The sequence below is a fragment of the Devosia sp. A16 genome (assembly GCF_001402915.1).
Lineage (GTDB): Bacteria > Pseudomonadota > Alphaproteobacteria > Rhizobiales > Devosiaceae > Devosia_A.
Genome location: NZ_CP012945.1, coordinates 1816824 through 1835321 on the forward strand (window position 1 = coordinate 1816824; position 18498 = coordinate 1835321).

Genomic DNA, 18498 nt, shown 5'->3' on the forward strand with positions numbered 1-18498 from the left:
AATACTTCTTTCATTGCTGGAATCGAGGCGCGCGGCTGGACTTCTGCCGCAACTACGCTGCGCTCCCGCAGCGCTCGACCTGGCACAGGCGGCCCGGAGCCGAGCCATCTCCCGGGCGGCAGAGGAGCGGCTCCCCGTATCGCACTGCAACAACCTTGCTCCAAATACTTGCGCAGGCATGCTAGTGTGGCCCCATGCCGACGAGGCACGCAGCGTCAGGTTCCGCGATTTGATCAGTAAACCTCTGATTTTACTACATCCACGGGACCGCAAGTGCAGCATTGGCGAGCCGGTCCACCTCTGGGATGTATTCCTCGTTGGCTGACCCGCTGGTCAGCCGCTGCGGCTGACCATTATGCATCGCTATTTCTTCGATTTTTCTGACGAGACCGACACCCACACCGACACGGAGGGTTCGGAGTTCGGAAACGAAACAGCTGCCGAGGAGGAAGCAGCTGGCATGTTACTCGAAGTAACACGAGATCATTTTCATTACGGCCGCTCGCTTCTCACAGTAGCCGTCCGCGATCAGACTGGTCGGGTTCTCTCCAACGTCAGCCTGTCATTGGAAATACGACGTGCGGAAAGGTTGGTACGGTAGCTGACCAAGGCTTCAAAACAGGCTCTTTCCAATAGCAAACTGACCCATCGTCTGTAGGGTGGCCCGGCCCGGACGGCTAGGAGATGCGAAGTGCCTTGCCCCTATGAGCGGGAGAGCACTTTGTCCGACGCTTCATTCCAGAACCTGCTGCTGGGTCGATTGCCGGCTGACGACCGGTCTCTGCTCGATCTGGAACTGGTCGACGTTGCTCTGCGTCACCATCTGCATGCAGCGGGCGCGCCTGTGGACGCACTGTACTTCCCCGAGGATGGCATGGCCTCGGTTGTGGCGCAGGTCGGCCGCAGCGCCATCGAAGTTGGCTTGATCGGCCGCGAAGGCGTTACCAGCCCTTTCGTGGTCACCGGCGATACGCTGTCCCCCTTCGATACGTTCTCTCAAGCTGCTGGAACCGCCTATCGCGCGCCGATCGATCGGGTGCGCCAGGCGCTTCGGCAGTCGCAGGCTTTCGCGGGGTTGCTCTCGAGATATTACCGCGCCTTCGAGATCCAGGTCACGGCAACCTCCGTCACAAACGGGCAGGCGCGATTGGGAGAACGGCTGGCGAGATGGCTGTTGATGGTGTCCGATCGACTTGGCCCTCACTTCCACATCACTCATGATCTGCTGGCAACGATGCTGGCGGTGCGGCGCTCCAGCGTCACCCTGGCGCTTCAGCTCCTCGAGGGCGAAGGTCTGATCCGCTCGACCAGAGGGCACCTGGTCATTCTGGATCGAAAACGGCTGGTCGAGCGCGCCGACCACTCCTACGGACTCGCCGAGGCGGAATATCGGCGACTGATGCAAACCGGCTGAGGTGATTTATCACTTCACTTCTCCAGTGGCACCTCGACGCCCGCTCTGGGCCCGACGCGTGCGCCTGACGGGCGTCGACGTCCAAGCCTGGCTTCCGCCTGGCCCTCGGTGTCGGTGACTGCTGGAACTCCGCTGGCAGCAACTGCCCGGATCGGATCAGGTCGCTCACAGAATGCAGCCCCGTCCGTCGCGCCCTGCTGGACGTATGGAGGCCCGATCTCGACCTATGAGGCGTAGCCGATCTGCTTGAGAAAGCCGTCGATCACGGCAAAGGACTCGGCATCGTGGCCGATGCCGATATGGCCGCCATCGGCGAACACCTTCACCCTCGCGCCGGGGACCCGTTCGCCGATGTAGCGCGCCGCCGCCGCGGTGCCGAACGCATCGTCTTCGTACGACAGTGCCAGCGTCGGCGCGGTGATCGTCTCGAGCGGCATCGGCGCCGGGTTGCTGGCGAGCCGCGCGTCGTTGAGCAAGCCGTCTGCCCTGAGGCTGACCGGCAGGATTGCCTCGAGGATGTGCCGCGCCCTTGCCTGCTCGGCCGGATCGGCCGCCTTGATCAATGCGGGTCGGGTGGCCAGCAGCGCCTGGGTCAGCAGGTCGGGCAGCGTGGTGATGGCGAGCCAGAACAGGAAGTCCGACCGCAGCGCCGCCATGGCCATCTGCATCTGCTCCGGCGGCACCGACTGCACCGGGGTATCGCGGGGAACGTAGCTGGCGGGGACCAGGGGCAGCAGCGCCGCGCAGCGCCCGGGATGCCGGATGGCGAAGGACATGGCCGAAAGCGCTCCCGCCGAGCCGCCGGCGATCGCCACCCTGTCGATGTCCAGCGCGTCGAGCAGATCGACCAGGGCATCGGCCTGGTTTTCCGAGGAGGGGTCGTCAGGAAAGGCCGAGCGCAGGTAACCGAAGCGCGATGGCGCGATGATCCGATAGCCCGCCTCGCTGAAGCGCCTGGCAAAGAACAGTCCCTGGTCGAAACCGCCGCCGGTGCCGTGCACCATGAGGAGTGGAACTCCCTTGCCGGCCTCTGCATATTCGAGCGTCCCGAAGCGTGACGGGATCACCCGGCTCAGCTCCGGCGCCACCAGGGCACGCGCCCTCGCCATATCGCGGCCATAAGCGGACGCCACGGCACCACCCGCCGCCACGAGCCCTGCGCCGACGACGCCAAGTCCCAACGCTGCTCTGCGTGAAACCATCGTAACCTCACTCCACGGCGGCATGCGTGCAACGGCGCGACGGCCGGTCTGCCGCCATCAGCCTGCCGCGTGGACCGGCCAGATCACTTCGGTCCGGATCTGCTCGGGCGGCGTCTCGGGAGGGCTCATATAGCTCTCCCACATGTCCTTGCCGGGAGACAGCTTCTGCGCCTTCATGGCTATGGTCATCAGATCGTAGGTTCTGGCGACAGTATCGTAGGGGCCGACATGGGTGGCCGTCATGTTGGTGCCGCCCGGGCTCTGCCCGATGGAAAGGCCGGCCGCGCGCAGAGCGGGAATGTCGGCCTCCAGCACCGGAAAGCCCAGCTCGAAACTGGCCGCTGTTGCATCGAAATCGGTGTAGTGAGCGAGCGGGTTGCCGGCCATCTGCGCCTTTGCCCTGGCGAACATCTGGCTCAGGGTGGCGAACCCCTGCCCCATGGTCGCGGACATCTGCGGCAGCGTCGAGCGCAGATTGATATAGGCGAAGGGCCTGGGTTTCAGTTCGACGACAACCGGATCAGCCATGATTACCTCCTGCTGTTCGACCCATTCTGCGTGCTCGGCGAGCCCAGGACTTGATCCAGATCATTTGCCCGCTCGATTGCCGCGGCCGATGCGGTCGGGCCCCTCAGATAGATGGCCTTGCCGGTTTCGTTGTAGAACCGCTCGCTGGTCGTGCGCTCGCACAGCTGCGTCGCTTCCCGCGTGACGGCGGACGCTGCCGCGGCGACGCCGAAACGGTTGGCGGACTCGATCGACCAGCCCTGCGCCAGTGCCAGCGTCAGGGCGGCGACATAGCTGTCACCGGCGCCCACCATGCTGTGCACCGTCACCTCGGGCGGTGCGATGGTGAACTGGCTGTCGCGCGTCGTGACCAGCGATCCCCGCTCGCCCATGGCGAATACCGCCACCTCCGTCGCCCCCGACCCCACCAGTTCCGTGGCGATGTCGGCAGGCGAGCCGCGGGCGGAGGTTTCCGTCGCCAGTTCCTCTGCTTCCAGCTGGTTCAGCCGGATCAGGAAGGGCCGCCCGGCAAGCCCCCGCTTCAGCGCCGCGCCATGCGTGTCGAGGATCAGCCTGGCATTGTGCCAGCGCACGAGGTCGCCCAGGCGGGCGTAGAAATCCTCGGCGATCCCCGGCAGCAGGCTGCCGCTGGCAACCACATAGCGGACCCCGCCCGCGATGAGACGGCCGAGTTCGGCGAGGATCGCATCGCCGCAGCGCGCCTCCTGCGGCGGCCCCGGCAGGACGAAGCGATAGTGCAGCCCGGTCTGCTGCTCCATCACCGTCATCGAGGTTCGCGTCTCCCCGCCCAGCGGATACTGAATGCACTCGACGCCGGCTGCCCGTAACAGGTCGCCATACTGGTGGCCGGTATGGCCGCCGAGCGCCACGAAGGCGCGGCTGCTGCCGCCCAGTTCGCGGATCGCCCGCGAGACGTTGGCGCCGCCGCCGCCCGCATGCAACACCGCCGGTTCGCACCTGAGCTTGCGCTGCGGTTCGAGCCGGGGCACGGAGGTGGTGATGTCGAGCGCCGGATTGAGCGTCACCGTCAGGATGGGCAACTGCGTCATGACGCCGACCTCGTGGCGCTCGCGCCGATGTGGATGGCGGCAATCCGGCCGAGCATCGCCAGCGCTTCGTCGCGCGGCCGCTGGAACGTGTTCCGCCCGACGATCGAGCCGTGCCCACCGCCGGCCGCGATGGCGCTGACCTCGGCATAGACGGCCTCGACATCCTTGGCCGGACCGCCCGAGAACACCACCAGCCGCCGTCCGGCAAACGCCGCCTCGAGGACATGGGCGACGCGGGCTTCGAGGCGCGCGAAGTCATAGCCCGCCGCCTGGCAGGCGAGCTGCGCCTGGGCTGTTTCGATGTGCGCTGCAGGCGGCTTGACCTTGATGATGTGGGCACCAAGTTGCGCCGCGATCTGCGCGCCATAGGCAACCACGTCGACCGCCGTCTCGCCTTCATGCGACAGCGCGCCACCACGCGGATAGGCCCAGATGACGACGACCAGACCATTCGCCTTCGCCTCGGCGGCGCCTGCCCGCACCTCTTCGAACATGTCGTACTGGCGGTCGGATCCCGGGTAGATGGTGTAGCCGATGGCGCTGCAGCCGAGTTCCAGGGCGTCGCGCACTGTCGCCGTGATCGCCTCGTCCTTGACCGAACCGAGGCCGTTGGCGTTGTTGGCCTTGAGGATGAGCGGCACCGCGCCGGCATAGCGGTCGGCTCCCGCCGTGAGGAAGCCCAGCGGCGCCGCGAGCGCGCTGACTTCCGCGTCGATCGCCAGTTCGAAGTGATAGCGCGGATCGTACCCGGCCGGGTTGGGAGCAAAGCTGGCGGCCGGACCGTGCTCGAAACCCTGGTCGACCGGCAGGATCAGCAGCCGCCCGGTGCCGCCGGTGATCCCGTGCATGAGCAGGCGGCTCAAATTGGCCTTCACGCCCGGCCGCTCGCCATCATACCAGCTCAGCACCTCAAGAACTGGAGCGGTGATCCGCATTCTGTTCTCCCGTGGGTCAGGACGCCGCCCGCGCGACCGGACGATGCGCTGCCCCATGCGACGAGAGCGACCGGGCGATGGCGATCGCCGCTCCGCGCAGACCGGCATCGGCCGCGGTCTTGATCACTCTCACGGGCACCTTGGCGATATAGGCGGAACGTTCGCCGCGGCTCTCGAAGGCCTCGCGAAAATGTCCGGTCTGCAACGCCGGGATGATGTTGGCGACGAGGCCGCCACCCAGATAGAGGCCGCCGCGTGCGCCGTAGAGCAGCGCGATATCGCCCGCCACCCGCCCCAGCCATGTCGCCATGATCTGCAGGGCGCGCGCCGCGACCGGGTCCTCGCCGGAGAGGCCGGCAGCCGCGATCTGCTTGGCGCCGCTGGATTTGGGGGGGACCTTCGCCTTGGCGACTAGCGCTGCGTAGAGCGCTGCGAGCCCGGCTCCGGTGAAGATGTCGTCGCAGGCGACGTACCGCCCGGCGAGGAAGCCCGCCCCCAGTTCGGCGAGATCGTCCCTGGTCGGCACGAAGCGCTGGAAACCGCCTTCGCCGACGACCGGCGCCCATTCCTTGTCGGCCCGCACCAGTCCGGCGATGCCGACCGCCGCGCCGGCCATCATCACGGCCTTGTTGCCATAGGGAACGGCGGCGCCGGCATGCAGCTCGGTGAGGTCGTAGGCCGACAGGTTGGGCAGCACCAGCGCACTGGCCTCGATATCGTTGACGAGGCAGACGTGATCGGCGCGGGTCGCGGCACGCACATCGTTGCGGCTCAGCTTCCAGTCGCGGTGGGTGAAGGTGGCAGCGTCGCCTTCCACCGTTCCCGCCAGCGCCAGCGACACCTTGTCGGGGCAGCGGGGAATGGAAGCGAGATAGCGCTCGACCGCCTGCATCGGCTGTTCGAAATCGGCAGTGCTGAGGAGCGCGAAATTGGACACCGACAACTCGTCGATGTCGGCGATGGCAAGGCTGACATACCTGGCGCCAAAAGCGCCGACCAGTGCCTGGCGCGAATGCTCGATCATCTGGGTGCTCCCTGTTTCGTCTAGGTGAGCATGACGCCGCTCGAGATCGGGGCGTTTGATCTGGATCATCCGGCCTCGCGTTTGACACGGATCAAGAAACGGCGGCCTCGTCCGGGCCAGCATCATCGGCAACCGGGCCTTCGGGCCTCTCCAGATGGAGCACCACCGATGTCGCAACATGTCGATCAGATTGCCTGGTTCGAAACCCTTCGGCGGATCGATGTCGGGCGCGTCGGCGGCAAGAATGCCTCGCTGGGCGAGATGGTGCAGGCCCTCGCCCGGAACGGCATCCAGGTGCCGCCGGGCTTCGCGACGACGGCCGACGCCTATTGGCAGTTCGTCGAGGCAAACAACCTGCGCAGCCGGATCACCGGCCACCTGGCCGCCTGGGATGAGCACCGCGCCAGCTTGGCCGAAACCGGCCAGGCGATCCGCAACCTGATTTTGCAGGGAACCTGGCCGGAGGCCACGGCGCGGGCGATACGGTCGGCCTATCGCGAGCTGGGCCGGCGCAGCGGCGGCGATGACATCGACGTGGCGGTCCGCTCGAGCGCCACCGCCGAGGATCTTCCCGACGCGAGCTTTGCCGGCCAGCAGGAAACCTTCCTCAACATCCGGGGCGAGGCCGCGCTGCTGGCGGCCTGCCGCCGCTGCTTTGCCTCGCTGTTCACCGATCGCGCCATCAGCTACCGCAAGGCCAAGGGGTTCGACCATATGAAGGTCGCCTTGTCGATCGGCGTGCAGCGCATGGTGCGGTCGGACCTGGGCGGCTCGGGCGTGATGTTCTCGATCGACACCGAGACCGGTTTCGACAAGGTCGTGCTGATCAACGGCGCCTGGGGCCTGGGCGAGAACGTCGTGCAGGGCGCCGTCGACCCCGACGAGTATGTGGTGTTCAAGCCGTTCCTCGATCGGCCGGGCGTCGTACCGATCATCGAGAAGGCACGCGGCACCAAGACCATCAAGATGATCTATTCCGGCGGCGAGACGCCGACCCGCAACGTGCCGACCTCCAAGGCCGAGCGCGCCGCTTTCGTGCTGGGTGACGATGAAATCGTCAGACTTGCCAGCTGGGCCGTCGCCATCGAGCGCCACTACGGCTGCCCGATGGATATGGAATGGGCCAAGGACGGCACGACCGGCGAGATGTTCATCGTCCAGGCGCGGCCTGAAACCGTGCAGGCACGGCGCGAAGCCGGCGCCATGAGATCGTACCGCGTGAAGCAGCATGGCCGCCGGCTGCTGGCCGGCCTCGCCATCGGCGATGCCGCGGTGAGCGCCCCGGTCTGCCTGCTCGAGAGCGCCGCCGACATCGCCCGCTTCGTCGACGGCTCGGTGCTGGTGACCTCGACCACCGATCCCGACTGGGTTCCCATCATGAAGCGGGCGGCGGCAATTGTCACCGATCATGGCGGCCGGACTTCCCATGCGGCTATCGTCAGCCGCGAACTCGGGCTGCCGGCCATCGTCGGCACCGGCAACGCCACCGAACTGCTGCACAGCGGCCAGGACATCACCGTCAGCTGCGCCGAAGGCGACGAAGGCGCGATCTACGAAGGCCCGGCCGAGATCGAGGTGCAGACGCTCGATCTCGAGCACCTGCCGGCCAGTACCACCCGGGTGATGCTGAACCTCGCCAATCCGGGCGCGGCGTTCCGCTGGTGGCGTCTGCCGGCCGACGGGGTGGGGCTGGCGCGCATGGAATTCGTCGTCAGCAACGCCATCCGCATCCATCCCATGGCGCTGGTCCACTTCGACCAGGTGCGCGACGAGCCGGCGCGGCAGGAAATAGAACGGCTCACCGCCGGTTATGACAGCAAGCCGGAGTTCTTCGTCGATCGGCTGTCCCGCGGCCTGGCGCGCATTGCTGCCGCCGCCTGGCCCAGGCCGGTCATCATCCGGATGAGCGACTTCAAGACCAACGAATATGCGGGCCTCGTCGGCGGCGCCGGGTTCGAACCGCTGGAAGAGAACCCGATGATCGGGTTCCGCGGCGCGTCGCGGTACTATTCCGAGCGCTACCGGGACGGCTTCGCCCTCGAGTGCCAGGCCATTTCGCGGCTACGAAGCCGGCTCGGCTTCGACAACGTCATCGTCATGGTTCCGTTCTGCCGCTCGGTGGTCGAGGCCGACCAGGTGCTCGATGTCATGGCCCAGCATGGCCTGAGGCGCGGCCAGGACGGCCTGCAGGTCTACGTGATGTGCGAGGTGCCATCCAATGTCGTGCAGGCCACCGAGTTCGCCCGCCGCTTCGACGGCTTCTCGATCGGCTCCAACGACCTGACCCAGCTCACCCTGGGCGTGGATCGGGACTCCGCCGAACTGGCAGGCCTGTTCGATGAACAGGACCCGGCCGTCAAATGGATGATCGGCACGGTCATCGCCGAGGCGCACAAGGCCGGCGCCAAGATCGGGCTGTGCGGCCAGGCCCCCAGTGACCACCCGGAATTCGCCCGCTTCCTCGTCGAATGCGGCATCGACTCCATCTCGGTCAGCCCCGACAGCTTCGTGGCGGTCAAAACCCATGTCGCCGCCGCCGAAGCGGCGAAGCGATCAGCAGCGTGAGGAGCAGATGAACGACCTCGACCATCGCGAGCAGGCCCAGTTGGGGCTGAAATACATCGAAGACTCGGTCGTCAACCTGCTGACGCGACACCCCAAGGGGTTGAGTATCTCGACGATCGCCGAGGTGCTTGGGCTCAGCGCCGAACTCTCCCCGAAACACCGCGACATGATCGCCGCCGGCATCCTCGAGCTGCTCACCCGTTCGGGGCGGATTCTTTGGGACGAGGCCAGCCATACCTATATAGATAACCCGGACAGATCCTGAACACGAACGATGCCAGCAGAACACAGAGCCGTTTGCCTCGAGTGCGGGGCCATCAACAGGTTGCCGGTCGGACGCCCGGCCGCAGAGGCCAGGTGCGGCAGCTGTGGCAAGCCGTTGTTCACCGGCCGACCGCGGGATGTCGACGCGGCGATGCTCATGCGGCAGGTGGAGAAGGGCACCCTTCCCGTGGTCGTCGACGTCTGGGCCGCCTGGTGCGGACCATGCCGGGCGATGGCACCGGAATATGAACGCGCTGCCGCGGCGGGCGAACCCGCCGCCCGCTTCGTCAAGCTCGACTCCGATGCCGAACAGGCGCTGTCGGCCAGACTGGCCATTCGCAGCATCCCCACCCTGCTGCTCTTTGCCGGTGGCAAGGAAATCGGTCGGGTGTCCGGCGCCAGGTCGGCGGCCGGGATCGGCAGCTGGGTCGCCGATCGGCTCAACGCGGCGGGCCGGTGATCGGGGCTAGCCGAGGCTGCGTGCCGTCGGCGCGATGAGGCCTCGTGCCTCCAGTTCCTTGCGGATAGCAGACGGCATCTCGCGACAGCCGCAATTGACCTCGTGTTCGGCGTGCCATTCGAGCCGCTGCTCGAGGCTGGCGTTCCTCGGCATGGGATGTGCCAGGTGCCACTCGCGATTGATCTTCATAGTTGCAGCCCCGATTGCCGCAGCGCCTCGGCGCCCGAGGCGACAACCATGGAAAACGCCGGCGCCTCGGGCGCCCCTACGCTGCCCACCGCCGCCCAGCGTTGCTCGTACCCCTGAGGCAGCATGATGGCGCGAGCACCCAGCTCCACCATCACCTCGTCGGGTATCGCATGACAGCCGCAATTGGCGGCATGTCGAAGATGCCAGGCGATTGCCTCGTCTGCCGAGGCGCTCTGCGACAGCCGATGCTGGCGATGCCAGATGTGATTGGGCTCCATCATTGCCTCCTGGTTTCGATCCCGTGACAAAACAAATCGACAAAACGCAGGACGTGCGGATTCAACGAGCGAATGCCGGAACGCCCTAATGCATGCGGTCCTGTGTGCGGAACCACGAGCGCGCCTCGGCGACGATCTGCGCATCGGTGGGATGGTCGCTTGCCCGCACGTCCCAGACGCGGTGTGCCAGCTCGGGAAAGTGCTCGTCGAGATAGCCCTTGAACGTCGTCCGGGCCTTGCCCGGCCCCATGATCAGGATGGCTTCGGCGCCGCCCAGCCCCTCGGCAATCTCCCGCATCATTTCATGGTCCATTTCGACCGTGCCCAGGCCGACGTGATTGGCCTTGCGGTGCAGGTGCTGCTCGGGTCTGTCGTCGCGGATCGCCTGCATCTCGGCCGTCATCTGGCCGATGCGGAAAATCTTGGCGTGGCGCTGGTCGATCCAGACGCAGGCGTGAAAGCTCATTGGACGCTCCTAGAGAACAATGATCTGGTTGGTGACGTGGGACACGCCGGGCACGCACCAGGCCGTGCTTTCCGCGAGGCCCCGTTCCTGCCAAGAGGTGACTTCGCCGGTGAGCGTGACTTCACTGCCATTGGCGATCACGTCGATCCGCTCCGCATCGAGCGGCGCGGTTCGCGCCAGCACCTGCTTGATCTTTTCGTGCACCTGGTCGGCCCGCACGGGCGGCCGGATCTGGGCGTCGCTGCGGATTTCGCGCACGCCCTCGAGCAGTTCCAGGTCGTCGATCGCCGCCTGCAGCTGGAAGTGCCAGTCGACATCGCCATGCAGCGTGATGGTGCCGTCCTTGACGGCCAGGTGGAGCCGATCGAGCGGCACCGAGACGTTTGACGCTAGCCGGGCATAAGCCCGCTCGGCGATCTGCTCGTCCGGGGTTCGATTCAGGCCCGGCAGCTCGACCACGAGCTCGTTGATGACCGCACGCACGTCCTTGGTCTGGCCCGCCGCCCGCTCCGCCGCGGAGCGTTCGAGCAGGCTCGACACGTGCCCGGAGATGGTGACGATCCCTTCCCTGGCGCTCACCCCGATATGGCTCGAGTTGATCGCCGGATCCAGGTCGAGACGCGACTGGACGGCGGCCTGCAGCTTGTGATCTTCACGCATCGGATGCTCCTGGGGCATGTCTGGAGCAACGCTAGCTCGGCTCCCGTGACCAGGCTTTGACTCAGCTCAAACGATGGTGCGGGCGCGCTTGGGCCCGCAGCGCCAGGTATGCCGCGGCGAGCGCCCCCGCCAGCAGCAAGGGGATGATCGCCAGAGCCGGCCCCGCCGGCGCCCCGATGGTGGTCATCCAGCCGATCTTTGCCAGTAACGCCGTCATCTGCAGCGACAGGAACACCGCAAAGACGGGCGCCAGCAGCCGCCCTGCCGGTGTCCCGCGCAAGCAGTGGTAGCCGGCCAGCAACGCCGCCGGAAGGAAGATCGCCAGGTCGAAGCCCTGCACCACCATCGTCGTCAGGTGAGCGAGCGCGTCGGGATAGAAGCGCCCATCCAGCAGCGGGGGCACGATGACGCCGAGCCAGAGCAGTGCCATCGACGTGCCGGTGAACAGCAGATAGCCTCCAACATAGCGGCGGACCGCGGCGGGCGGTTGCGGCCAGTCGGGCGCCTCGCTCGCCCCCCACAGCAGCAGCCGTACCAGCAGTTGGAACAGCAGCAGCACCAGCGCCACCCAGATCAGGAACAGCTCGTTGTAGGTGCCCATCGCAAGGTAGAGCACATACTGCACGAAGAGATAGCCGGCGCTTCCCGTCAGCAGCAGATAGCCGACCCGCGAGCCGCGCCGCGCCAGCCACAGTGCCGCCAGCAGCAGCGGCAGGCCTGCGAGCAGCGTCACCAGGTCCTGCGCCAGCCCTTGCACCGCCACATCAGCCGGCATGTTGCGATAGGGCCCATGGCCATAGAGCCTGACGAGTTTTCCGGTCACCGCCAGATGCTCCGTCGGCCCCGGTCCGGTCGTGACAATGAAGGGAAGGGAGGCAGCCAGCACGCCCAGCGCGCTGGTCAGCAGCACCAGCGGCGTCAGCCGCATCGCAATCTGCCTCGCATCACCGGCCAGTTGCAGCCCCCTAGTGCGACATGAAGATCGGCAGGCGCCGATTGGCGAGCACGGTTCGCGTCGCGCCGCCGAGCACGAATTCGCGGATGCGGCTGTGCCCGTAGGCGCCCATCACCAGCAGGCCCGCCCCTCGATCGATGGCTGCCTGCTGCAGGGCTTCGCCGATGGGGCGCTCCGAGCGGCTGAACAGGTGGATTTCGGCCGTGATGTCGTGGTGCCGCAGATAGTCGTGCAGGGCGCCCACGGAGGCCGGCTCGACCGGCTTGTCATCGGTCGCGCACAGGATCGTCACGTGCTGGACCATCGAGAGAACCGGCAGCCCATCGCGCACCGCGCGCGCCGCGGCGCGGCCGCCATCCCAGGCGATGGCCGCCGACGCCAGATGTGCCGTTGCCTCGGCTTCGGGAAACACCCAGGTCGGCCCGCCCGAGCCGAACAGGACCGCCTCGGCGATACTCATCTGCTCGTCGCTTGCCGCCATCGGCATCAGCAGCGAACAGTCGAACGTGCGCGCCTCGATCGCCAGGAGCTCCGCCGCCGCTTCGGGGCGGGTCCTGGCGCTCCGCACGGTCAGGCCGATCTGGAACCGGTGGGCGAGGTGTTCGAGTTCGCCGATCAACGCCTGCCCTGCCGAATGGCTGCGCGCTTCGGCGGCGGCAGTCATCCCCGAGACGTCGATGAGCGCGTCGGCCAGGATATTCCGAACGTCGGCAATGTCGACCTCGTGCACCAGGGCCGTCACCTCGCCGCCGAGCGTAGCCGCCATGTCGAAGGCGTGCAGCAGGCTGCCCTTCGGCGTGGGGTCGGGATAGGTGCTGAGCGGCAGAAAGAAGGTCAATGACATCGCGGCCCTCCTAGACGGCTTCCGGCGTCTGCGCCACGGCGGCAGCGGGAACCGCCGGCCGGTCGGATGCGCTGAGCCTGCCCATGATGATGGCGGCGATGGCGCCGAAGCCGAAGCAGAGCACCACCAGGGTGAGCAGCCAGCCGATGACCGGCAGCATCCCCAGCAGGCCCATCACCACGATCGACAGCGCCAGGACGCCCACCCGCTTGAGGTTGCTGTCGACCGACGTCAGCGCCCGGACGACGCGAACGCCCAGCAGGTAGGTGCCCGCCAGATAGGCGAGCATGCAGGCGAGAACGACGAACAACAGGGCGAACGGGATGAGGAAGATGCCAAGCAGGGTCAGCCCCAGAACCGGCACCAGGCCGATGACCGCGGCGAAGGTCATGAGGCCCACTCCGAGGCGGCGGAAGGGACGCGTCGATCCGGTCGATTGCAGCGACTGGGTCAGCCTCGGCAGCAGCGTTATGGCGACGACGCCGGTGACGAACAGCAGCAGCCACCACAGGCCGGTTCCCCACACGGCGGGCCACATGCTCCGCACCGCGTGCTCGGCGGTCTTGCCCGCCTCCGACGCATAGTCCGGAGCTACCAGCCGTTCGAACTTCACCCGCTCGGCCGCGGCCACCGATACCGGCACGGCAATCTCCTGCGGGGCGTGGATGGTAAGGGTGCCGTCGACCCGGGCGCCCGGGCCGAAGGCCAGGGTCTCGCCGAAAAAGCTCAGATCCCCTTTCACGCCCGAGCTCAGCGTTGCGGTGTGCGCGGTGATGAGGGTCGAACCCTCGATCGGCGATGACACCGTCACCGTCTGGCCGGCAATGCGGACATTGCCCGCGACCGGCTGCGGCGCGGCGACCGACACCGTGTTGCCCATCGCCGTGATGTCGCCGCCGACCTTGCCGGTCAGCGACACCGAGAAGCCCGCCGCATAGACGTTGCCCGTCACATCGGCACTTTGTGCGACGTTGAAGCCGGCAAGATGGGCGTCGCCGCTGACGGGGGCCTGCACCGTGACGTCGTAACCCGCGGCGAACAGGTCGCGGGCGACGGGCGCGTCGATCCGGGCGGACTGGCCGGCGGTGAACTGATCGCCCCCGAAGGTAAGACGGCTCTCCTGGGCCAGCGCTTGAGCCGGCAGGACGAAGAGGAAAACGACGAGCAGCTTGATCAGGCCATGCATGGCTACCTCCATGGGGTCACGAGGCTTCCGGACCCGGGATCGGGCCGGCAAGTTCGGCCGGCGCGAGCACCGGCCCGAAGGGATGCGTGCGCCAAGGGCGGAAATCGGCGGGACTGAACGACTGCCACGTGAACGAGGCAGAGCCCTCAGGCATCTCGGCGCCGGCCCTGAGGACATCCTGAAGCGCGCCGCCGGGCAGCACTTGGACCATCGGGCCGGAGGGAGTCAGGCCGGCAAAGATCTCGCCGCCGGCGGCCTCGGCGACGCGATCGTCGACCGGGAAACCGACCTGCAGCGTCACCGCGCCGGGCAGCCTGTTGCGGTAGACGATGATCAGCTCGTCGGCATCCGCGGCGTGCTGGAGTTGCAGGAAGTTGTCCAGCACCCCGATCGCCTGCCGGATGGCCGAGGCGACGGACGACTCTTCGGTGCCGCAGAAGCGAACCACATAGACGAACGGCCGTCCCTCATAGTCGATCGTGCCGATCGTCCGGGCAATGGGCGGCATCGAACGATCCGATGCTCTGGTCTGGCCGGGCGTCATCGCTGCCTCCTTCGCTCTACCGTCACCCCTTCTAGGTCCGTGCGGCGAAGCTCGATTTGACCGAAGTCAAACGAGCCGACGTCGATCGGCGCGATGTTCGGATGAGAACCGGCGTAGCGACATCAGGAGGGCGATATGCCCAGTATCTTCCGCACATCGACGGGGCGAACCACCTACCTGCGCGCCTATGATGAGATGCTTCGGCGCTGGCCGCGGCCAACCCTCCGCTCGTTCGACACCGCGCTTGGGACCACCAACGTCATCGAGGCCGGCGATGCCGGCCTGCCGCCGCTGGTGCTGCTGCCGCCGGTGGCGGTGAGCGCAACCGCCTGGTTCCCGATTGCCGGCATGCTGTGCCGGCACCATCACGTCTTTGCCATCGACGTGGTCGGCGACGCGGGTCGCAGTTCCCTCGTGCGCATGCCGCGTTCGGGCGCCGACTATGCCGACTGGCTGGTCGAGTGCTTCGACGCCCTGGACCTCGAACGCCCAGCTGTCGTCGGACATTCCTACGGCGGGTGGCTGGCGTTGCGACTGGCCGTCGGCCACCCTGCTGCCATCGGGTCGATGATCCTGCTGTCACCGGCCTCGGGTCTCTCCCCGTTCCATTGGTACGCCGGCCTGTTTCTGCGCATCGCCGAACGCTTGCCGCTGCGACCATCGGCGCGCAGCGTGTTGAAGGCGCAGGTGCATCGCGGCTATCAGCTGGACGACACGTTCGTTGCCCTGATGGACGCCGCCTCTGCTCATGTGCGGACGCAGGTCCTGTTCCCCACCCCTCTTGGCGATGACGAACTGATGTCCATCCGCGTGCCGACCCTGATCCTGATCGGCGAGGACGAACCCCTTTACGACCCCGCCGCCGCGCTCGAGCGGGCCCGGCTGCTGATCCCCAACGTCGAGGCCCGGCTGGTGCCGCTCGCATCGCACCTGCTGCCGATGGAGCGTCCCGGCTTTGTCGATGCGGCCATCGAGTCGTTCCTCGATCGCCCCATCTCGGCCGTCGAGGCCGCTTGAGCAGGATCAAGGCCTCCGTCGTCCGATCGGCCATGGTGGCTCCGCATCAGCAACGGAGATAATCATGAGCGACCAACCCAAGGACTCCTGGAAGACGTTCACCGAGGAAATCGAGGTGGCCGGCCAGCATCTCGTCGATGAGGTCAACCGCCTGCTCGCGGAGGGCAACCTGCGCAAGCTCGAGATCCGCTCCGAGCAGGGCGACGTGTACCTGTCGGTACCGTTGACCGCCGGCGCCCTCGCCGGCGGCGTCGTGGCGCTTGCCGCGCCCTGGCTGGCGGTGATCGCCGCGCTTGCCGGCCTGCTGGGCAAGGTGAAGCTGGTGGTGGTCCGGACCGAGCCACCCGAGGCGGCGCCGGAGGCGCCCCGCCCGACCGGCCCGGCCGACGACCCGCCGATGGCCGGCTGAGGGCATGGGGGCCGGAGCAGTCCGGCCTCTTTGCCTGCCGTGCGGCGCTGTTACTGCGCCACGTAGCCGCCATCGACGAGGTGATAGCTGCCGGTGATGAACGAGGCCTCGTCCGAGAGCAGGAAGGCGGTGAGCGCCGCCACTTCCTCCGACGTCCCCAGCCGCCCGACCGGATGCATGCCGCGGATCACCGTCAGCGTCGCCTCGTCGAGATTCCTCGACAATAGCGGCGTGTCGATGAACCCGGGCCCGATGGAATTGATGCGAACGCCGTGCTTTGCATACTCGATCGCCGCAACCTTGGTCAGCCCGACCACCGCGTGCTTGGCCGCGACGTAGGCCGGCGCCGTGGCGAAGCCGACGCTGCCCAGGATCGACGCCATGTTGACGATGGCCCCTCCCCCCGACGCGACGATCGCCGGCAGCTGGTAGCGCATGCCGTAGAAGACGCCGTTGAGATTGATGTCGATAACTTTGTGCCAGCCATCCAGCGGGTATTGGCCGGTGATGGCGGCCGGCCCGCCGATGCCGGCATTGTTGACGGCCAGGTGCAGGCCCCCGAAGGCGGCCCTGGCCGCATCGACCATCGCCTCCACCTCGACGGCGTCCGCGACATTGACTTCATGCGCCCTGGCCGTGCCGCCCGACACCTTGATGGCATTGGCCACTGCTTCGGCGCCGGCGATGTCAAGGTCGGCTACCAGCACCTTGGCGCCATCGGCGGCAAGGGCGTGGGCGATCGCCGCCCCGATGCCCGATGCCGCACCGGTGACCAGAGCGACTTTACCTTTGAAATCATGGCTCATTTTCAGCTCCTTGCTGTTTGGGTGACTCACTGAGCCCCAAACAGCGGACGGCGGCCTTGACCTGGCTCAAGCGAGCGGGCTTTACCGATTGATCTGGCTCAATGGCCCGCCGCGCCGATGCTGTTCAGTTGCCACCAGTTCAACCGGAGCAACTGCAGCATGCCCAGGATTTCTCGCATCACGCTCGAACTGGCCCGCGAACCCGGCCACCCGCATGGAGATCGCAACCACGGCTATCACCTCTACCTGCCCCTCACGGACGACGGGCATATCGACCTTGCGGCGTGGGAGACGACGAAGAGCGTCTGTCGCGTCCGGCGTTTCCGTCCCGGGGAGGACGATCGGCACGGCCGGGTTCGCCGCGGTCCCGGGGGCCGGTGGATCTTCGACTACGACGACCGCACCGACTTCGATGACGAAACGGGCTTCCGGCTTGCCGATGAGCGGTTCGTACCGGGGGAATACGCATCCGTGCGCGAGGATGACGGCCGGATGCACACCTTCCAGGTCATCGCCGTCCGGCCCGAGTGATCGGGCCGGCAGGCATCAGTCGCTGAGCGCGGCGAGGGCCGCCGCGTCCACGATCTCGATGCGGTCGATCGACGGCACCTTGATGATCCCGCCATCCTTGAGGCTGCGCAGCACGCGCGAGACCGTCTCGAAGGTGAGACCCAGATAGTCAGCGATGTCGCAACGCTGCATCTGCAGGGCCACCACGCTGTCGGACTCCTGACGATCGAGCAGGTCGAGCAGGAAGGATGCCAGCTTCTCGACCGCGTTCATCCGCCCCAGTCGCAGCAGGTGGTGCTGCGCATCGGCGAAACTGGCGAGGGCAAGCCGCAGCAGGCGATGTGGCGGGACGCCGGAAGCGTCGGTGTGCACCACGCGAATGCCCGCTCCATCGACGCTTTCGGCCGAGCACTGGCGCTCTTCGCCGGCCTCGAAGCCGAACACGTCGCCGGCGAAATGGAAGCTGTTGATCTGGCGACGGCCGTCATTGGTCACCCGGCAGATTCGCACCGTGCCGAACTCCACCAGGTACACCGCGCCCGCCTTGTCGCCCTGCGCGAAGATCATCGAGTCGGTGGGGTAAAAGGTCACCGGACCGGCCTCGGCCTTGGTCACGAGGGCTGCGCTCAGCGCGCCCGGCTGCGGCGAACCCGCGGGCGACGCGCTGGCAAGGAACATGGGAACGCTCGACATCTCGACACCTCAATCTTGGATGCCCGAGCGTCGCTCATCCGATGGCGGCGCGAAATTCCGGTCGGTGTACTAGGGATTCTACTAGGTGGCACGCCGCGCCGCGATTGCCGCCCGCACCGCCTCCGACAGCGATGCCCCCAGGGTGGGCTTGGTGAGGGTGCGAAAGCTCAGGGCGGCCAACGGGTGGGCCGGGCTGTTGGCCAGCAGCACCACGGGCGCGAACGCCTTGAGGATCCTGGGGCCCTCGAGGCCACCGCGATCGAGGGCATGATGGTCGATGATCGAGCAGTCGAACGGCGATGAGGGGGAGTCCCCGGTCGCCAGCGACGCCATGGCCGTCACATCGTAGCCTTCGGCTTCGAGAGCGAACCGCAGCGAGTTTCGAAAGGTCGCGTTTGGCGCAACGACAAGCAACTGAGCCATCTGCTGTTCTTTCCGCATCGAACGCCATCGGTGCGTTTGAACGCTATGACGAGTCGAAGCGCGCTTTCTTGCGCTAG

The 18498-nt window shown here is 66.9% G+C and carries 24 protein-coding genes; 8 read left to right on the forward strand and 16 right to left on the reverse strand.

Annotated features, from left to right (window positions below; translation table 11 throughout):
• The first annotated feature begins 355 nt into the window (after positions 1–355).
• Entirely contained in the window at positions 356–601 is a 246-nt protein-coding gene (locus tag APS40_RS25590) for a DUF6894 family protein (RefSeq protein WP_442855844.1), read from the forward strand.
• A gap of 120 nt (positions 602–721) precedes the next feature.
• Positions 722–1414 carry a Crp/Fnr family transcriptional regulator gene (locus tag APS40_RS08805; RefSeq protein ID WP_055046690.1) on the forward strand — a complete coding sequence of 231 codons (693 nt, stop codon included), beginning with the start codon at positions 722–724 and terminating at the stop codon, positions 1412–1414.
• Between the two features lie 224 nt (positions 1415–1638).
• On the opposite strand, the gene APS40_RS08810 is transcribed toward APS40_RS08805, so the two are convergent.
• Genes APS40_RS08810 through APS40_RS08830 form a run of 5 tightly spaced genes read right to left on the reverse strand, consistent with a single transcriptional unit; the run spans position 1639 to position 6152 of the window.
• Positions 1639–2616 carry an alpha/beta fold hydrolase gene (locus APS40_RS08810; protein WP_197279465.1) on the reverse strand — a complete coding sequence of 326 codons (978 nt, stop codon included), beginning with the start codon at positions 2614–2616 and terminating at the stop codon, positions 1639–1641.
• A 57-nt stretch (positions 2617–2673) separates the two neighbouring features.
• Positions 2674–3144 (reverse strand): GyrI-like domain-containing protein, encoded by a 471-nt coding sequence (locus APS40_RS08815; protein WP_055046692.1) that lies wholly within the window; start codon positions 3142–3144, stop codon positions 2674–2676.
• A gap of 2 nt (positions 3145–3146) precedes the next feature.
• Positions 3147–4193: a 1-phosphofructokinase family hexose kinase gene (locus APS40_RS08820; RefSeq protein WP_055046693.1), complete on the reverse strand. Its 1047-nt coding sequence runs from the start codon at positions 4191–4193 to the stop codon at positions 3147–3149.
• Complete coding sequence (locus APS40_RS08825; RefSeq protein ID WP_055046694.1) at positions 4190–5128, reverse strand: class I fructose-bisphosphate aldolase; 939 nt, start codon at positions 5126–5128, stop codon at positions 4190–4192. Before APS40_RS08825 ends, APS40_RS08820 begins: the two co-directional genes overlap by 4 nt.
• 16 nt (positions 5129–5144) lie before the next feature.
• A complete protein-coding gene (locus APS40_RS08830) occupies positions 5145–6152 on the reverse strand; it encodes a glucokinase (protein WP_055046695.1) in 1008 nt (335 codons plus the stop codon).
• Positions 6153–6320: 168 nt separating this feature from the next.
• On the opposite strand from APS40_RS08830, the gene ppsA reads away from it, so the two are divergent.
• The 3 genes from ppsA to trxC are packed head-to-tail and all read left to right on the forward strand — an operon-like array spanning position 6321 to position 9441.
• Positions 6321–8717 (forward strand): phosphoenolpyruvate synthase, encoded by a 2397-nt coding sequence (ppsA, locus tag APS40_RS08835; protein WP_055046696.1) that lies wholly within the window; start codon positions 6321–6323, stop codon positions 8715–8717.
• A 7-nt stretch (positions 8718–8724) separates the two neighbouring features.
• Positions 8725–8982: a hypothetical protein gene (locus APS40_RS08840; protein WP_055046697.1), complete on the forward strand. Its 258-nt coding sequence runs from the start codon at positions 8725–8727 to the stop codon at positions 8980–8982.
• A 9-nt stretch (positions 8983–8991) separates the two neighbouring features.
• On the forward strand, positions 8992–9441 hold the full coding sequence (trxC, locus tag APS40_RS08845) for a thioredoxin TrxC (RefSeq protein ID WP_055046698.1): 450 nt from the start codon (positions 8992–8994) through the stop codon (positions 9439–9441).
• A gap of 6 nt (positions 9442–9447) precedes the next feature.
• On the opposite strand, the gene APS40_RS08850 is transcribed toward trxC, so the two are convergent.
• From APS40_RS08850 to APS40_RS08885, 8 genes are all read right to left on the reverse strand, one after another.
• Entirely contained in the window at positions 9448–9630 is a 183-nt protein-coding gene (locus tag APS40_RS08850) for a hypothetical protein (RefSeq protein WP_055046699.1), read from the reverse strand.
• The gene (locus tag APS40_RS08855; protein ID WP_055046700.1) at positions 9627–9908 is read right to left on the reverse strand and encodes a hypothetical protein; all 282 of its coding nucleotides are present in this window, start codon (positions 9906–9908) and stop codon (positions 9627–9629) included. Before APS40_RS08855 ends, APS40_RS08850 begins: the two co-directional genes overlap by 4 nt.
• An 85-nt stretch (positions 9909–9993) precedes the next feature.
• Positions 9994–10374, reverse strand: a complete 381-nt coding sequence (locus APS40_RS08860) for a hypothetical protein (RefSeq protein WP_055046701.1) — start codon at positions 10372–10374, stop codon at positions 9994–9996.
• A 9-nt stretch (positions 10375–10383) separates the two neighbouring features.
• Positions 10384–11034 carry a BON domain-containing protein gene (locus APS40_RS08865; protein WP_055046702.1) on the reverse strand — a complete coding sequence of 217 codons (651 nt, stop codon included), beginning with the start codon at positions 11032–11034 and terminating at the stop codon, positions 10384–10386.
• A 61-nt stretch (positions 11035–11095) separates the two neighbouring features.
• Positions 11096–11962: a hypothetical protein gene (locus tag APS40_RS08870; protein ID WP_055046703.1), complete on the reverse strand. Its 867-nt coding sequence runs from the start codon at positions 11960–11962 to the stop codon at positions 11096–11098.
• A 37-nt stretch (positions 11963–11999) separates the two neighbouring features.
• Positions 12000–12833, reverse strand: a complete 834-nt coding sequence (locus tag APS40_RS08875) for a universal stress protein (protein ID WP_055046704.1) — start codon at positions 12831–12833, stop codon at positions 12000–12002.
• Between the two features lie 10 nt (positions 12834–12843).
• Positions 12844–14019: a hypothetical protein gene (locus APS40_RS08880; RefSeq protein WP_055046705.1), complete on the reverse strand. Its 1176-nt coding sequence runs from the start codon at positions 14017–14019 to the stop codon at positions 12844–12846.
• Positions 14020–14035: 16 nt separating this feature from the next.
• Positions 14036–14527, reverse strand: a complete 492-nt coding sequence (locus APS40_RS08885) for a hypothetical protein (protein ID WP_156342880.1) — start codon at positions 14525–14527, stop codon at positions 14036–14038.
• 171 nt (positions 14528–14698) lie between these two features.
• On the opposite strand from APS40_RS08885, the gene APS40_RS08890 reads away from it, so the two are divergent.
• Both APS40_RS08890 and APS40_RS08895 read left to right on the forward strand, forming a co-directional pair.
• The gene (locus APS40_RS08890; RefSeq protein ID WP_055046707.1) at positions 14699–15580 is read left to right on the forward strand and encodes an alpha/beta fold hydrolase; all 882 of its coding nucleotides are present in this window, start codon (positions 14699–14701) and stop codon (positions 15578–15580) included.
• 64 nt (positions 15581–15644) lie between these two features.
• A complete protein-coding gene (locus tag APS40_RS08895) occupies positions 15645–15989 on the forward strand; it encodes a DUF4342 domain-containing protein (RefSeq protein ID WP_082434282.1) in 345 nt (114 codons plus the stop codon).
• A gap of 50 nt (positions 15990–16039) precedes the next feature.
• On the opposite strand, the gene APS40_RS08900 is transcribed toward APS40_RS08895, so the two are convergent.
• Positions 16040–16795, reverse strand: coding sequence for an SDR family NAD(P)-dependent oxidoreductase (locus tag APS40_RS08900; protein WP_055046708.1), 756 nt, complete (start codon positions 16793–16795; stop codon positions 16040–16042).
• A gap of 159 nt (positions 16796–16954) precedes the next feature.
• Here APS40_RS08900 and APS40_RS08905 point away from each other — a divergent pair, with 159 nt between their 5' ends.
• Positions 16955–17326 carry a hypothetical protein gene (locus APS40_RS08905; RefSeq protein ID WP_156342881.1) on the forward strand — a complete coding sequence of 124 codons (372 nt, stop codon included), beginning with the start codon at positions 16955–16957 and terminating at the stop codon, positions 17324–17326.
• Between the two features lie 15 nt (positions 17327–17341).
• Here APS40_RS08905 and APS40_RS08910 read toward each other — a convergent pair whose 3' ends face one another.
• On the reverse strand, positions 17342–17998 hold the full coding sequence (locus APS40_RS08910; protein WP_055046710.1) for a helix-turn-helix domain-containing protein: 657 nt from the start codon (positions 17996–17998) through the stop codon (positions 17342–17344).
• A gap of 81 nt (positions 17999–18079) precedes the next feature.
• Entirely contained in the window at positions 18080–18421 is a 342-nt protein-coding gene (locus tag APS40_RS08915; RefSeq protein ID WP_055046711.1) for a hypothetical protein, read from the reverse strand.
• Positions 18422–18498: the final 77 nt, after the last annotated feature.

What these genes read in the sequence shown, in the direction of transcription:
- APS40_RS25590 (WP_442855844.1), top strand. Translation starts at nt 356, where the DNA reads ATGCATCGCTATTTCTTCGATTTTTCTGACGAGACCGACACCCACACC.
- APS40_RS08810 (WP_197279465.1), bottom strand. Translation starts at nt 2,616, where the DNA reads ATGGTTTCACGCAGAGCAGCGTTGGGACTTGGCGTCGTCGGCGCAGGG.
- APS40_RS08815 (WP_055046692.1), bottom strand. Translation starts at nt 3,144, where the DNA reads ATGGCTGATCCGGTTGTCGTCGAACTGAAACCCAGGCCCTTCGCCTAT.
- APS40_RS08820 (WP_055046693.1), bottom strand. Translation starts at nt 4,193, where the DNA reads ATGACGCAGTTGCCCATCCTGACGGTGACGCTCAATCCGGCGCTCGAC.
- APS40_RS08825 (WP_055046694.1), bottom strand. Translation starts at nt 5,128, where the DNA reads ATGCGGATCACCGCTCCAGTTCTTGAGGTGCTGAGCTGGTATGATGGC.
- APS40_RS08830 (WP_055046695.1), bottom strand. Translation starts at nt 6,152, where the DNA reads ATGATCGAGCATTCGCGCCAGGCACTGGTCGGCGCTTTTGGCGCCAGG.
- ppsA (WP_055046696.1), top strand. Translation starts at nt 6,321, where the DNA reads ATGTCGCAACATGTCGATCAGATTGCCTGGTTCGAAACCCTTCGGCGG.
- APS40_RS08840 (WP_055046697.1), top strand. Translation starts at nt 8,725, where the DNA reads ATGAACGACCTCGACCATCGCGAGCAGGCCCAGTTGGGGCTGAAATAC.
- trxC (WP_055046698.1), top strand. Translation starts at nt 8,992, where the DNA reads ATGCCAGCAGAACACAGAGCCGTTTGCCTCGAGTGCGGGGCCATCAAC.
- APS40_RS08850 (WP_055046699.1), bottom strand. Translation starts at nt 9,630, where the DNA reads ATGAAGATCAATCGCGAGTGGCACCTGGCACATCCCATGCCGAGGAAC.
- APS40_RS08855 (WP_055046700.1), bottom strand. Translation starts at nt 9,908, where the DNA reads ATGGAGCCCAATCACATCTGGCATCGCCAGCATCGGCTGTCGCAGAGC.
- APS40_RS08860 (WP_055046701.1), bottom strand. Translation starts at nt 10,374, where the DNA reads ATGAGCTTTCACGCCTGCGTCTGGATCGACCAGCGCCACGCCAAGATT.
- APS40_RS08865 (WP_055046702.1), bottom strand. Translation starts at nt 11,034, where the DNA reads ATGCGTGAAGATCACAAGCTGCAGGCCGCCGTCCAGTCGCGTCTCGAC.
- APS40_RS08870 (WP_055046703.1), bottom strand. Translation starts at nt 11,962, where the DNA reads ATGCGGCTGACGCCGCTGGTGCTGCTGACCAGCGCGCTGGGCGTGCTG.
- APS40_RS08875 (WP_055046704.1), bottom strand. Translation starts at nt 12,833, where the DNA reads ATGTCATTGACCTTCTTTCTGCCGCTCAGCACCTATCCCGACCCCACG.
- APS40_RS08880 (WP_055046705.1), bottom strand. Translation starts at nt 14,019, where the DNA reads ATGCATGGCCTGATCAAGCTGCTCGTCGTTTTCCTCTTCGTCCTGCCG.
- APS40_RS08885 (WP_156342880.1), bottom strand. Translation starts at nt 14,527, where the DNA reads ATGCCGCCCATTGCCCGGACGATCGGCACGATCGACTATGAGGGACGG.
- APS40_RS08890 (WP_055046707.1), top strand. Translation starts at nt 14,699, where the DNA reads ATGCCCAGTATCTTCCGCACATCGACGGGGCGAACCACCTACCTGCGC.
- APS40_RS08895 (WP_082434282.1), top strand. Translation starts at nt 15,645, where the DNA reads ATGAGCGACCAACCCAAGGACTCCTGGAAGACGTTCACCGAGGAAATC.
- APS40_RS08900 (WP_055046708.1), bottom strand. Translation starts at nt 16,795, where the DNA reads ATGAGCCATGATTTCAAAGGTAAAGTCGCTCTGGTCACCGGTGCGGCA.
- APS40_RS08905 (WP_156342881.1), top strand. Translation starts at nt 16,955, where the DNA reads ATGCCCAGGATTTCTCGCATCACGCTCGAACTGGCCCGCGAACCCGGC.
- APS40_RS08910 (WP_055046710.1), bottom strand. Translation starts at nt 17,998, where the DNA reads ATGTCGAGCGTTCCCATGTTCCTTGCCAGCGCGTCGCCCGCGGGTTCG.
- APS40_RS08915 (WP_055046711.1), bottom strand. Translation starts at nt 18,421, where the DNA reads ATGGCTCAGTTGCTTGTCGTTGCGCCAAACGCGACCTTTCGAAACTCG.